This window comes from Bacillus sp. 7884-1 (assembly GCF_002272245.1).
Classification (GTDB): domain Bacteria; phylum Bacillota; class Bacilli; order Bacillales; family Cytobacillaceae; genus Neobacillus.
The window spans coordinates 1-13,444 of sequence record NZ_NPDD01000016.1 but is presented as its reverse complement, the minus strand read 5'-3'; the positions used below and the strand labels follow the sequence as shown (position 1 = coordinate 13,444).

At 39.7% G+C, this 13,444-nt stretch carries 15 protein-coding genes and 1 riboswitch; of the genes, 5 read left to right on the top strand and 10 right to left on the bottom strand.

Features of this window, described 5'->3' with window-relative positions; genetic code table 11:
* Positions 1–32 precede the first annotated feature (32 nt).
* Both CHI06_RS01900 and CHI06_RS01895 read right to left on the bottom strand, forming a co-directional pair.
* Positions 33–890 (bottom strand): 3-keto-5-aminohexanoate cleavage protein, encoded by an 858-nt coding sequence (locus tag CHI06_RS01900; RefSeq protein ID WP_095246730.1) that lies wholly within the window; start codon positions 888–890, stop codon positions 33–35.
* Between the two features lie 423 nt (positions 891–1,313).
* Positions 1,314–2,333, bottom strand: coding sequence for a LacI family DNA-binding transcriptional regulator (locus CHI06_RS01895; protein ID WP_095246729.1), 1,020 nt, complete (start codon positions 2,331–2,333; stop codon positions 1,314–1,316).
* 201 nt (positions 2,334–2,534) lie between these two features.
* A riboswitch (guanidine-I (ykkC/yxkD leader) is annotated at positions 2,535–2,632 on the top strand.
* Between the two features lie 66 nt (positions 2,633–2,698).
* On the opposite strand from CHI06_RS01895, the gene CHI06_RS01890 reads away from it, so the two are divergent.
* Entirely contained in the window at positions 2,699–3,040 is a 342-nt protein-coding gene (locus CHI06_RS01890; protein WP_095246728.1) for a DMT family transporter, read from the top strand.
* A complete protein-coding gene (locus tag CHI06_RS01885) occupies positions 3,040–3,354 on the top strand; it encodes a DMT family transporter (RefSeq protein WP_095246727.1) in 315 nt (104 codons plus the stop codon). Before CHI06_RS01890 ends, CHI06_RS01885 begins: the two co-directional genes overlap by 1 nt.
* A 73-nt stretch (positions 3,355–3,427) precedes the next feature.
* On the opposite strand, the gene CHI06_RS01880 is transcribed toward CHI06_RS01885, so the two are convergent.
* Positions 3,428–4,246 carry a purine-nucleoside phosphorylase gene (locus tag CHI06_RS01880; RefSeq protein ID WP_095246726.1) on the bottom strand — a complete coding sequence of 273 codons (819 nt, stop codon included), beginning with the start codon at positions 4,244–4,246 and terminating at the stop codon, positions 3,428–3,430.
* Positions 4,247–4,487: 241 nt separating this feature from the next.
* On the opposite strand from CHI06_RS01880, the gene CHI06_RS01875 reads away from it, so the two are divergent.
* Positions 4,488–5,705, top strand: coding sequence for an ROK family protein (locus tag CHI06_RS01875; protein WP_095246725.1), 1,218 nt, complete (start codon positions 4,488–4,490; stop codon positions 5,703–5,705).
* A 230-nt stretch (positions 5,706–5,935) separates the two neighbouring features.
* On the opposite strand, the gene CHI06_RS01870 is transcribed toward CHI06_RS01875, so the two are convergent.
* The 4 genes from CHI06_RS01870 to CHI06_RS01855 form a co-directional block, all read right to left on the bottom strand.
* Positions 5,936–6,124, bottom strand: coding sequence for a hypothetical protein (locus CHI06_RS01870; protein ID WP_095246724.1), 189 nt, complete (start codon positions 6,122–6,124; stop codon positions 5,936–5,938).
* A 26-nt stretch (positions 6,125–6,150) separates the two neighbouring features.
* Positions 6,151–6,579 (bottom strand): hypothetical protein, encoded by a 429-nt coding sequence (locus CHI06_RS01865; protein WP_095246723.1) that lies wholly within the window; start codon positions 6,577–6,579, stop codon positions 6,151–6,153.
* Between the two features lie 69 nt (positions 6,580–6,648).
* On the bottom strand, positions 6,649–7,893 hold the full coding sequence (locus tag CHI06_RS01860; RefSeq protein WP_095246722.1) for a DnaB-like helicase C-terminal domain-containing protein: 1,245 nt from the start codon (positions 7,891–7,893) through the stop codon (positions 6,649–6,651).
* Entirely contained in the window at positions 7,893–8,852 is a 960-nt protein-coding gene (locus CHI06_RS01855) for a DnaD domain protein (RefSeq protein ID WP_257009131.1), read from the bottom strand. Before CHI06_RS01855 ends, CHI06_RS01860 begins: the two co-directional genes overlap by 1 nt.
* A gap of 710 nt (positions 8,853–9,562) precedes the next feature.
* Here CHI06_RS01855 and CHI06_RS29600 point away from each other — a divergent pair.
* On the top strand, positions 9,563–9,751 hold the full coding sequence (locus tag CHI06_RS29600; protein WP_179292505.1) for a hypothetical protein: 189 nt from the start codon (positions 9,563–9,565) through the stop codon (positions 9,749–9,751).
* 359 nt (positions 9,752–10,110) lie between these two features.
* On the opposite strand, the gene CHI06_RS01845 is transcribed toward CHI06_RS29600, so the two are convergent.
* Both CHI06_RS01845 and CHI06_RS01840 read right to left on the bottom strand, forming a co-directional pair.
* A complete protein-coding gene (locus CHI06_RS01845; protein ID WP_257009130.1) occupies positions 10,111–10,959 on the bottom strand; it encodes a sugar phosphate isomerase/epimerase family protein in 849 nt (282 codons plus the stop codon).
* Between the two features lie 40 nt (positions 10,960–10,999).
* A complete protein-coding gene (locus CHI06_RS01840) occupies positions 11,000–11,809 on the bottom strand; it encodes a phytanoyl-CoA dioxygenase family protein (protein ID WP_095246720.1) in 810 nt (269 codons plus the stop codon).
* Positions 11,810–12,008: 199 nt separating this feature from the next.
* On the opposite strand from CHI06_RS01840, the gene CHI06_RS01835 reads away from it, so the two are divergent.
* Positions 12,009–12,818 (top strand): helix-turn-helix domain-containing protein, encoded by an 810-nt coding sequence (locus tag CHI06_RS01835; protein ID WP_095246719.1) that lies wholly within the window; start codon positions 12,009–12,011, stop codon positions 12,816–12,818.
* A 160-nt stretch (positions 12,819–12,978) separates the two neighbouring features.
* Here CHI06_RS01835 and CHI06_RS01830 read toward each other — a convergent pair whose 3' ends face one another.
* The gene (locus tag CHI06_RS01830; protein WP_095246718.1) at positions 12,979–13,392 is read right to left on the bottom strand and encodes a cupin domain-containing protein; all 414 of its coding nucleotides are present in this window, start codon (positions 13,390–13,392) and stop codon (positions 12,979–12,981) included.
* Positions 13,393–13,444: the final 52 nt, after the last annotated feature.

Below are 13,444 nucleotides of genomic sequence, written 5' to 3'. Positions count from 1 at the left end.
GACAAGTTAATAAATCCACAACACTTACTGTATTACTTAAGGACACTACTCACATTTTTCAGTTTTCTATTTCTTGTAGGATCCAGTCCTAAAATTTCTCTTGCCTCGTTTGGTGTAGCAATTTCTCTTCCTAACGTTCTAGACAAATCTACAATTCTTTCAACAAATTGAGCATTTGTTTTAGCTAATTCACCCCGACGATAATAAACACTGTCTTCCATTCCTACTCGGACATGTCCTCCCAATAGAATACTCATGGTATTGATAGCTAGTTGGTCCTTACTCGCTCCAATAGCTGACCAGGTTGAACCAGGTGGAATAGATTCCGTTAAATACATTAAATTTTTTGGTGTAGCCGGCATGCCGCCATGAATACCTAATACAAATTGGAAATGAAATGGAGGTTCCATCAGGCCCTTTTTAACAATTCGCATTGTATTTTCAATCATTCCAACATCGAATATTTCAATTTCAGGTTTTATCTGATATTCTTTCATTTTTATGGCCAAACGCTCTAAAAAAGTTGGTGTATTGTAAAAGACATCAGTTCCGAAATTCATAGTACCAGCATCAAACGTTGCCATCTCAGAGCCTAATTCACATACACGCAGCCGATCTTCATCGTCCATCGCCACTCCACCAGCCGTCGTTAAGTTAATAATAATGTCACATTTGTCCTGTATACGATTCACTGTCTCAATATACGTATCTAAGTCAAGGGTATTGTTACCGCTTTCATCTCTGACGTGAATATGTGCGATGGACGCTCCCGCTTGATAAGCTTCATAAACGGAATCTGCGATTTCCTTTGGTGAAAGTGGCACATAAGGGGTATGTTCGCGTGTTGTCTGAGCTCCAGTTGGAGCAACTGTAATAATTAATTTTTCCAAAATAATCCCTCCATTTAGTATCATCATTAAGACTCAGCGAAACGTTTCGTTCAATAATAAAAAATAATAGATTTCAACAAAGATAAATATCTACTACTTCTATTGGTCCAAAACACCTGGTTTCCTACTGTCCAATAGATCTATTAACTATATGGAAAAAGTAAAATAGACTTCTAACTTGTGAAAACAGAAAACCAAAGTGATGAAACCGTTTATTTGTTTCTTTTTCACCGAAACGTTTCGTTTCATGAATTTAGTATAAATAGAATTGATTTTAAAATCAATAGTTTTTTCTGAATATTGTAAAACCTATGTTTTATATGAGACCGAAACATTGAGTAAATAGGTAAAATACTTTGCTTTTAGATGTACCATACAAGTATCCTCTCTCTGTTCCTGTCTCACTTTTTTACCTGCAGAAGTTCAATAATTGACACTATTTTTCGTATACCCGCAACTTTCACGAATAACTAAAGAAGGAGTAAGTGTTATTTGTCTAGGCACCTTTTCATTCTTATCCTTGATCAGCTGTAAAAGCAACTCCATCGATAATTTACCCATTTCATATGTAGAGTGATCGACACTAGATAGCGGAACAAGAAAGTTTTCGGAAAAAGAGCTATTATCATTTCCGATGACAGCAATATCCTCTGGAACACGAATCCCAGAATCTCTAAGTCCTTTAATAACTCCGAAAGCCACTATGTCGCTTACCGTACAAATTGCATCAGGTAACGTTTCCACTTGTTCGAGCATCTGTTTTACATTGGAATATCCCGATTCCAACGTGTATTCCCCATCAAAGACAAGCATCGGATCCAGGTCTAAACCATGATGAGTCATGCAGCTAATAAATCCAGCTTTTCTTTCTCTTGCAGTGTTTATTTTCAAATCTCCTCCAAAATAAGCAATTCTTTTGTAACCCTGGGAAACTAATTGATTAACTGCTATTTCAGAACTGAGTGGATTATTCACTCCAACAAAATTCTTATCATAGAATGGGGGTTTTCTATTAATGAGAACATATGGTAATCCTGATTTTTCAATTTCGATTAAATCCTCCGATAAAGCAATATTCGCTAAAAGGAGACCATCAACCTGTTTTTCTAGCATTAGTTCTAAATAGGTCAAAATTTTAGAATGTTCATTTGATGTATTACAAAGGATAACATTGAAATTATGATTAAACGCTACATCCTCAATCCCTTTGATCATTGGCGGATAAAATGGGTTTAATATATCTGTCACGATGAAACCAATGGTGTCGGTGCTCTTCTTTTTCAAACTTCGTGCTACTGCATTTGGTCTGTAATTTAGTTCCTCGATAGCTTGCATCACTCTTTTCGTAAGTTCCGGACTGACATATGCTGATTGATTAATGACAGCTGAAACGGTAGAAAGTGCAACATTAGCTTTTTTTGATATATCTTTCATTGTAGCCATTTTAAAACCTCCACAAAAACGTTTCGATATCTGTAATTTATATTAAATTTAGAACGTTAGCAATTCAATAATCATATTTTTTTGAAACATGAAAATCATTGTCACCAGAAATACCTCCTTCTATTGCCTATAGTCTCATTTTTACATATTTTACTATTGAATAAATATTAAATATCTATATAATCGATTGTAATTGTATACGTAAATGTTTTCTAGGGTTCCGCAACCACTGTGTTGGTCTGGTCCGAGAGAAAACTCACAGCCATGCTGTGTCACGGAAGGATAAAAGCCTGGGAGATACTGTTTAACAGTGATCTCTCAGGCTTTTTTTGTTTTAAAAAAATTATTATTGGAGGTAATAGGTAATGAATGCGAATTGGATGAAAGTGTTTATTGGGGCATTTTTTGAAGTGTTTTGGGTGATAGGTCTAAAACATGCAAATGGTTTTTGGACTTGGACTGGAACAGTGATCTCGATTATTGTGAGTTTCTATTTAATCATAATGGCTGGACGGAAACTTCCTGTCGGTACGGTATATGCCGTTTTTGTAGGATTGGGGACAGCAGGAACGGTGATATCTGAAATCATATTCTTTGGAGAACCCATCAAGGTGGAAAAAATGATGTTGATTTTACTTTTACTAGCTGGTGTTCTTGGATTGAAATTATTAACAAAAGACGATACTCAAGAAGGGGCTGAGTCCTAATGGCGTGGATATCATTAATTTTCGCAGGATTATGTGAAGCATTTGGTGTGGTTACCATAAATAAATTGAATACCAGTCGTAATTGGCAATCCTTATTACTATTAATTCTCGGATTTGGATCTAGTTTTCTTTTTCTTGCCTACGCCATGAAAACTCTACCTATGGGGACCGCATATGCAATATGGACAGGAATTGGCTCAGCTGGTGGTGCACTGTTAGGCATTATGATTTACGGCGAATCAAAAGATTGGAGAAGAATTGCTTGTATTGCATTGATTTTAGGTGCAACCATAGGACTAAAACTCGTTTCCTAAAAGTAGAAAAGATCATTCATCTTTAGCTGACTTTTTATCATGATGATAAAAAGTCAGCATGAAAATATAACGATTACATTCTATTAATGGTTTCCTTAACTAGGTTGATAAATTTCTCTCTTACCATAGCAGCCACTTCAATGACTTCATCATGGCTTAATGGTTGATCTAGAATCCCGCATGCCATATTGGTTAAACAGGAAATACCAAGTACTTTCAACCCTCCGTGAATCGCTACAATCGCCTCTGGGACAGTTGACATACCAACAGCATCCGCTCCTAATGCTCGAATCATACGAATCTCAGCTGGAGTTTCGTACGCTGGTCCACTCCACCAAGCATAAACGCCCTGTTGTAAGGTGATATTTTGTTCTTTTGCTACATTAGCAGCAATATTTCGTAATTCACGATTATATACTTGAGAAACATCAGGGAAACGGGTTCCTAATTCATTATTATTTGGCCCAATCAATGGATTTGTACCGACTAAATTGATATGATCCGTAATTAACATTAAATCTCCTGGGTTGAAGCTTGTATTAATAGCACCACATGCATTCGTAATGAGTAGATTCTCTACACCCAACGCCTTCATTACACGAACTGGAAAAGTGACTTCATCTAACGTAAAGCCTTCATAATAATGAAAACGTCCCTTCATCGCCACTACGGTCTTTCCCATTAGTTCCCCGATTACTAATTCGTTTGCATGGCCAATTGCTTCAGATTTTGCGAAGTGAGGAATCTCGGAATAAGGAATTGTGACAGGGTTCGCGATTTCATCTGCAAGAGTTCCTAATCCTGATCCTAAAATCATACCAATCGTTGGACGATTGCCAGTCTTACTTATGATGAAATCTCTAGCTTCTAAAATATCTTGCAGTTTATGCATTAAAAATATCTCCTTTTTTCATACCAATTTATAAAAAAAGTGTAATAGATTTTGCTGACTTTGTAAATAACTAAATACCGATTTGAAAAAAAGTTTATATAAAAAATCTTCAAATATACTGTTAATCACTATCTATCAGGTTTCTTTTTTTCAAAATTGAAGAAAGTTCTTCGTATTATCTTCTCCTATATGAATTAATCAGCTAAAATATAAAATACCCTTATTGATTTGGAGGAAGTATATGTTCAAGCAATTTGCAGGCTTAACATCACCTAAAACAAAGAGTCTAAAACTTTTATATAGCCTAGTTCGTAAGTTAGGACCGGTCAGGATTAATACACTTACTGAAATTACTGGATACAAACATGTGACATGTACACGTTTACTGGACGAGCTTGTTCAGGAAGGACTTATCTACGATAGTGGAATTGGGGAGTCAAGTGGAGGACGTAAACCTTTGATGTATGTCATCAAGCCTAGCGCTTATTATCTAATTGGTGTTGAAATCACCAACCTATACACCACAGTGCTGCTCCTTGATTTAAAATTAGATATCGTAGACAGTGAAAAATTAAGGATGGATTCACAATGCACGGGAGAGTACACATTAAATTTTGTCTCCCGATGTGTCGATGATCTACTGTCCAAACACAATATTCAAAGAGAGAAATTGCTGGGAATGGGAATTGGCGTTCTTGATCCAATTGACAAAGAAACTGGGGTTATCATAAACCCACGGCTGTTTCCTGCAGCGGGCTGGGACAACCTTAACATCGTCGACTATTTACAACAATATAGTCATACTAATGTATTCATAGATAACGGAACAAATCTAGCAGCATTAGCTGAATACCGTAAAAACTATTGGAAAGAAACAGATAATTTAGTTTTTGTCTCAAGTGATATGGGAATTCGTTGCGGTACCATCTTACAAGGTAGATTGGTTCGTAATAAAATGGAGATGGATGATGCCATGGGACATATAGTAGTTGATATACACGGACGGCGTTGCTCATGCGGCTCGTATGGTTGTCTACAAGCATATAGCAGCTTGCCAGCCATCCGTAACGAAGTGGTCCGTCGGATGAAGCGTGATCGTGTTTCTTTCCTTCAAGATAGGATTAATGATGTAGATGAAATCGATTTTCATCATATTTTAAATGCTCTTGAGCAAGAAGACCCTCTTTGCCTTGAGGTAGTGAAGGATGCAGCTTATTATTTTGGCATCGGCCTTAGTAATCTAATTTTCCTTTTGCGACCGGATATCGTTGTCTGCGGAGGAACCTTGGTCCCGAAACCTCTTTTTTACGAAGTGGTCTCTGAAACAGCAAAGAATCGACTCATGCACTATCCTAAAAGTCATGTTCAGATTATAAAATCAACCGCAGCCTACAACATCGTAGCCCAGGGAGCTGGATGTATGGTACTGGATTATTTCACTGAAGAAATACTGCCATAAAAAGTGGTTTGTTTCCATTCATTTTGAATCGTTTTGGAATAAACAAGATAAAATTGAATCAAAAAATATTTATTTGTGGACTTTTCTAGAGATACCTCTCATTTCACCACACAGCTTTTATATAACTGTGTGGCTTTTTATGGTTTTTAGAATGAAATGGGTAGGAAAAATCTTTTGTAAAGTTAGTTTATTCTGCTGGTTTTACTAGTAGAGAGGTGACATGGACTTTCTTAAACATTCACTATAATGGTATCGCCATCAATGATATCGACAAACGTAATAGGTACATCACTCACTTGATTTACAGTAACCTGAAGACTGATCTCATGTGCCGTTTCTTCTTTCTGTGATGTCAATGAATAGAATGCGATACTGGTAACTGCTGTGATCATGGCGATAGTTCCCGTTCGTTTACTCATGAATATTCCCCCTTTCAAGTTACTACCTAGCTATATGTCTTGTTAAAATACCCCGCTATGGCAGGTAGATCCTCGTATTCCTTTCTAATGTCACGAAACGAAATCACATCATTCCCTCTAGCAAGCTGAAAATCTAGTGAATATTCGTGACAGTTCAATGGGGTTTGATGAAATGATTTAGTATAGAACTGGATGGCCTCTTGCTCGCTGGCTGCATAGATAAAAACAAAATCCTTCTGGTTCATCTTCAGTGAGTAGATGCGAATTTTATGTATACCTAATACATTGTTTTGTATCATTTCCCTTACTTTCTGATGATCTGCCTGTTGAAAGTCTAGCTTGGACATATCGTCATCCAATGAAATTTTCATCTCTCCAAGTAAATGATGGATGTAATGGGCCAACGCAGATTCTTGAAAACGTAAACTATCAAAATAAGCATCTTTTACAAGCATGCGGCTACACCTCAGTAATAGATTTTTATTATTCATAAATGGTTAATGAATGTTTACAAGGAGATGACATTATTCCCTGTGGTCCTCAATTCTTCCTGTATGCTCGTTGTAATTCACTCGGATGGTAGCTACCGGACCATTTCGGTTTTTTGAAACAATGATTTCAAGTGCATGATTCTGAGTTTCCTTTTCATAATACGACTCACGATACAAGAACAATATGACATCAGCATCCTGTTCCACACTGCCCGATTCCCGGATATCAGACATCATCGGCCTTTTATCCACTCTTGATTCTACCGACCGATTAAGCTGCGCCAAACAAATAACGGGGCAGTTAAAATCCTTCGCCAGCGCTTTAAGAGATTTGGATATTTCCGTTACTTGTAAATGGGCGTTCCCTCCGTAAAATTGACCAGAATGAATCAGTGTTAAGTAATCGATTAAAAGGATTGGTTTCTTGTGTGGAAACTGATTCATCATTTTTCTCGTTTTCGCTCTCATTTCGGCTATACTTTGTCCAGACCCATCAAAAATTTGTATATGCGTATCACTGAGATCTCCAATCACATCCGACCATTTATTCTTTTGATTTTCATTCAACATTCTTTTTGGATCCCTCATTTTCCCACGGTTAAATCCCCCTGTCGAAGCAATTAAACGGGAAGTTATCAGCTTTTCAGGCATTTCTAGGGAGAATAGTAGCGGCAAATAACCCGCCCAGCCCGACATTTTTGCAAAATGAAGCATGACGTCGGTTTTTCCCATCGATGGTCTTGCTGCTAAGATCGTCACTTCTCCCTCCTGAAAGCCTCCCGTCACTTCGTCGAGTTTTTTTATACCCGTAGTTGCACTTCTCAGCGTTAGTTGATCCTCCCATGGTGCCTCATAGATATCTGATAATGCCTGATGTAAGGACGTGTGATCATCCATCTTTGCTTGGTTAATTTTATCCAATTCACCAATGACCTTAGCAATCTCCCAATCATTTATGGCTGCCACATTTAAGATATTTCTCTTTTCCCGTTCCTTCCACAGATCAAGAATGAGCTTCTCTATCCCGTCAAATCTCTCCAGATCTGCATACGATAACAGCTCAGAAAGGTATGACATTCCGCCTAAGGATTCGAGGTCTGGTAGGGTTGTGAATGAGATTAAATCTATATTTTTACCCGCCTGTGTTAAATCCAGCATCCTTCGCATGATTTCCTTATGCCGTGTACTTTCCAGCTGTTCAGGCTGGATCACGGTATCCTTGAGTAAATATTCCGCTTTTATCAAGCTTCCTAAAAATGCTTTTTCTGCTATACTCATCACTCTTCACCTGCCGTAAGGTCGAGTTCAAATCCATCTGGAATCGCTCTACCTGCAGGAAATGATTGGGTTGATTTCCCCTGCTTTAGAACGGGCTTTTGGTTCTCATGGTAGGAATCAATTTCTTCAATCGTTAGTAACGATTCATTTTCCCAGTTTTTCAGAATGCCAACCACATAGCTCAGCCTTCGCTTGTTATTGGCACAGGCAATATTCATGGCTTTTAAAATCATTTCTTTCGGCTGTAAAAAACTAGAATCATCTAACCAAACTAACAGCTGCTGTTTCGCACTCACGTTGGTAAAACCAAATCCATTACTATCCCAAAACTCGATAATTTCTTTCACATCGTTTTGATTCTGCTGTAAGGGATTCCCCATATCAGAATTATTCTTTATATCTTGATCAAGAGCTTTTTGTTGTTGGTTTTCTATTTGCCTAGTAGAATTCACATCGTCAACCTCTTCAAGGTTAGAATCTAAATATGTATCGTCTTCATCTTGATTGATATCCTCCTTGATGTTAACCATTCTTACTTGCTTACAAAAAGATAAATACAAACTACGAATTTCCTGTTTCTGAATGGGCTCTAACACATATTGAATCAGTGAGGTATCCTCGACTTCCTTTAATTCGCTAGTGATACAATCCATGACTGGTTTTCCTGCTTTATACAGGTTGTCTTTCCCCCAGTTTCTAATCGCGAGTTCTCTCGTCTCAGGATTGTAACGAATCACCTTGTGATGGTGAATGAATCGATCCATCACTATTTGAACACTCTCCATGGAGAATCCCAAATCAAACGACATTTGTTTTTTGGTAATCTTATAGATTCCAATTTGAGTTGTATTTGCATTCGTAAGAAGGTAAAGGTAAAATAACTTGTCCTCTGGGCTCATTTCTTCCAACACAATCGGGTTCTTCCAAAAATCAATATGTATCATTCTAAACTTTGCCATCTTCCATCACTAACCCTTCTTCTATTAAAATCTTTCATAGTTTATATATGGAAAATAGAAGAAAAAGGACAGGTTGATTTTCAAATAGATTTGAATAGTTTGTGACAAAACAAAACCAAGGTTCCTTATGACTCCTCTTTTAAGCTCTGGATACATTGTGTAAAAAGATACAACAATTACTTCTACTGATTAGGATATTTTCTCTATGCAATCGGTAGAGAACTTCTTGTTTTTGTTTTTCTTTTTCTTTTTTTTATTCTTTTTTCTTTTTGCCTACGTATCGTATAACAATGAATGAACGTATCGTCTAACTCTTCTAATTCAGATTTTAAAAATAAATTTCTGTTAAATACGACAAAAAAAATAGGAATACCTAGCTCTCATATTAGGCAACCGTATTTTTCAAGTATCGATTTACTTCAAATCATTGGATACCCATAAAAAAAACGCCACAGAATAAAAATCTGTGGCAATGAAAAATGACTAATCCCAACAATTAAAATAAAGAGGCAGCTTACTTTAATAAAAAAAAAGCGATCCTTCGTTATTGAAGCATCGCCCCTGAAATTGTATGATGATAATCTTCAAATATTTAGGTGGCGATTTTTCACCCGTGATACAATAATTTCATTATTTCCTTTGATACATGTGATGCCACTGCTGCCAGGTACCGTGAGGATGCTGCTGATGCCATTGATGCCAAGGGACGAATGGCAGATGTGGATGATGCTGTTGCTGCCACTGTTGCCATGTACCATGAGGATGTTGCTGGTGCCACTGCTGCCAAGAGCCGTGCGGAAACTGTTGCTGATGATGCTGTTGTTGCTGCTGCCACTGTTGCCATGTACCGTGAGGATGCTGCTGGTGCCATTGCGGCCAGGATTGACCAAAATGCATAAAATTCACCTGCCTTTTAAATAAGTCCTTAATAACTTATGCACAACAGGTTTTGAAGTTTGTACATATGCAAAATTCCGGCTCGGCTTGGGTGAGAAAAAAAGCGCTCTTTGGTTAATGAAGCAACTGATTTTTATTGTAATCGAATAGAATATAGGTTTTCTTTATATTCTTTCTATATAATAGTTTGTAAAGCTATATCTTTCCCTGTCAATATTTGTTCCACCTAGCTTTGTTTCAAGTGGGTATATCTCTTTTTGGTGTATTTTTGACGTCAATACTATATGCTCTCATGAAAAACGATTTTCTCCTTCCAATTGGCGAACAGATATTAAAACCGAAACATAAACCTGCTCTTAAATTAAACCTGTTCCCATAAGGACCGGGCAATCCTTGCAAACAGCAGTGCTTGCGTCCAGCGATCGCTTACCTCGCACTCCACACCGTCCATGCCGCGCACTGTGATCGCATAAGGTGGCGGGCCCAGCTCGCAGATAAACGGCAGCACCTCGTCTTTCTTTGCACCTTGACGCCAGCTGCGCATACCTCCAAGCCACCATCGTTGAAAGTGCTTCAACATCGGGTGTTCGTGCTCGATTTCAGTTGCACCCTTCCCATCCAAGCTAGCTAACATGGGTATATCGATCTGTACCTGCTCCCCGTTCGATACGCGAGCGTGTATGCTCTTCGTCCGAGAGAGTAGCGTCTTGAGCAACTCTTCTGCCTCGTCCGAGACCGTATGCATTTCCCCAGCAACCACATAATGTGAGAAGTCGATCGTCAATTCAATCCTAGGTAAGAGTTGAGCATACTCAACCGTGCGCAGCAGATCCTGCGTGATCGTGCCCCGGTGCGTTTCGATAAACGCCGGGATGCCTGCTGACCTCGAGAGCTCTGCCATGTCCGCAAGCAGTTTCACCGCTTGATCTCCGACCAGAAACGGTCTCATCACCTGGACGTTGACGAAATCGACCCTTCCGAACGATTTTGCCTTGCAAAGAAAATCATCCAGCTCCTCCACCGTTTTCGGATATGCGTTTACGCTGTATGAAAGGTTGTATTGATCCAGTAACCGGTGCCATTGTTCAGCCTCCTTGCCCTCCGGCAGCATCCCGTTAATGCCGTCGTAGCCCGCCTCGGCGATGGACCGGAACTTCTCCTCCATGCTCCATTCGTTTCGAGTGCCGTTTTGAACTCCCAGTCCGCTCATCCCCCACCAAGACATTAGCACTTCGAGCCGTGGCTCACGCTTAGTGGATATACGGTGAATCATACTCAACTCCGCACGGACCTCCATCCGGATTGCTCTCTAGTTCCACCGTTGTACCGTCAACACGGAACAGAGGGCGATAATGTGTGGCAATGTGCGTGGCCGAGCTGTTAGCGTAGTGGCATATGAACGAGCGGCGGAATCGATCTTTCGTTTTATTGCGGTAGGAGCCGTGAATTAGATTCCCATTGAAAAAGAGCACATCGCCCCTCTCCATAACAGCGGGAATGGCCTTTTGATCCTTCGGAGGCTTCACATAATGTGTTGTGAAAGATTCCTTGGAATCGGATAATTCAGGACATACGATATCATACGCACTCGTCTTTGGCACAACTAACAACCCGCCGTTTTCCTCATCTGCCGGATCGATGGCCGTCCAGGCAGCGATGCAGTTGCCCGGCTCGACCTTTAAGTAAAAGTTATCCTGATGAAGCGCCTGTCCCCGTGCGCCCGGTGGCTTGTAATAGAACATGCTTTGGGCTGCCAACGGTTCTTCCTCATATAAATCAGCAAGCACATCCATTACCGGTTGATGGAGCATATACCGTTTAGCTTTTTCATTAAAACGGTGTGGATGCATAACTCTTGGATAGCGCTTTAGCGGGTCGGTTGTTTCCTTTTGCAAATCGGGTTCAAAATATCCCGGAATCACCTGATTGCTGATGTCCTCAAAGGTTTTGTCAATCTCCGACAGTTGCTCCTCCGTAAACAATCCTTTGACTACTAAATAACCTTCCGTTTCAAACTGTCGCTTTTGTTCATGCGTTAATATTCGATGGTTATACACCATGTCTTTACCCTCCCCTAATTCTACTGTAAGTGATTTTTATCACACCTTTATTATACGGATGGAATAAAGGTTAGAAGAAGGATGAATCTTGCTAAAAACACATACGATTCTGCTATTTCTTCACAAGTACACTTGTATGCTGCCGTCAGTTAAGCTAAACTATCCTTAATAAAATACCATTTAGAAAAGGATGAGCACCATGGAGCTGGACAGCCCCTCCAACTATAGCGGATTTGCCTACCGCATGGTGATCGCAGGACATTACCATGAAAGCGACACCTATTCTATTGTACGTCCGGACGGAATGAGTGACTGGCTTATCACTTACACGCTAGGCGGTGAAGGTTATTTCGAGGCAGATGGCTGTGAGCAACGCGTAATGGCCGGTGACGTAACACTGTTGAAGCCGGGAACACCCCATCGTTACAGCACACCTAAAGGAAAAAACTGGAATTTTGTTTGGGCGCATTTTACTGGCGGATTCATGGACACGAGTCTACTTCCACTCGATGCGCTGACCATCCGTCAGATTGAGCAGCAAGCGGTGAGGGATCGCATCTACAACGCTTTTCTCCGAATTCTGTCTGACTCCCGGGAACAAGGTGCTTATTGGCACGAGCTGTGCTTGGGCGCGCTGCGGGAGGTCCTGATGCTGCTCGCAAAGCAGCATACAAGCGGGTTTGACCCGCGGATTGAAGAAACGCTGTATTTGCTCGCCCAACGGATGCAGGAGAGTGTTCGAGTCGAGGAGTTGGCCCGTAGTGTTGGGCTCTCCGCTTCACGACTATCTCACCTATTTAAAGAAAACACCGGTGAATCGATTGTGGAGGCACTTAACCGCATGAGAATTAAGCAGGCTGCATTGCTTCTTGCACATACGAATCGAAATGCAACGGAAGCGGCACATGACGTAGGCTTTCAAAATTACAACCACTTTACCCGGCAGTTTCGCAAATATATTGGGCTGACTCCAAGCGAGTTCAGCCAAAGCGTCCGGGCCAAAGAGTAGTAGTGCCCTAATTAGTTGATTTTACAGGTTACTTGATAAATCAGGTTTTAAAAACAAAGTCTCTGACTTGGTAGCCAGAGACTTTGTTTTAATTATTATTAATTATTATTAATTATTAAGTGTATCAACTAATCTATTTCTTTGCCTCATATTCTACAATTTATTTAGTTGCATTTTCATATACTTCATCTGCCACAGGTTCCAACCATTCCGGCTTACCTGCAGTGATTGCGATATGTTCAAACCAGCTGTCTTTCGTATCGCCATGCCAGTGTTTTACACCATCATGGGTGACAATAACATCACCTGTTTTTAAAAATTGAGCCGGTTTTCCTTCTTCTTGGTACAAACCTTCGCCACCAGTTACTAATAATATTTGAAATCCATCACGATGGATATGCCAGTTATTCCTGCATCCTGGCTCAAAGGTTACATTCCCAACACCAACACTCACTTTAGGATCAGACACTAATGATTTAAGATAACTTTGTCCCACAAAAAATTGTGCATATGCTTCATTTTTCTCTCCTACTGGGAAAATAACGCCATTTATTACATCTTCATGTTTTGCCATTAAAAATTCCAGTCAAGTCCTAGATTTTGTGTGAATTTTATTCCCATGATTT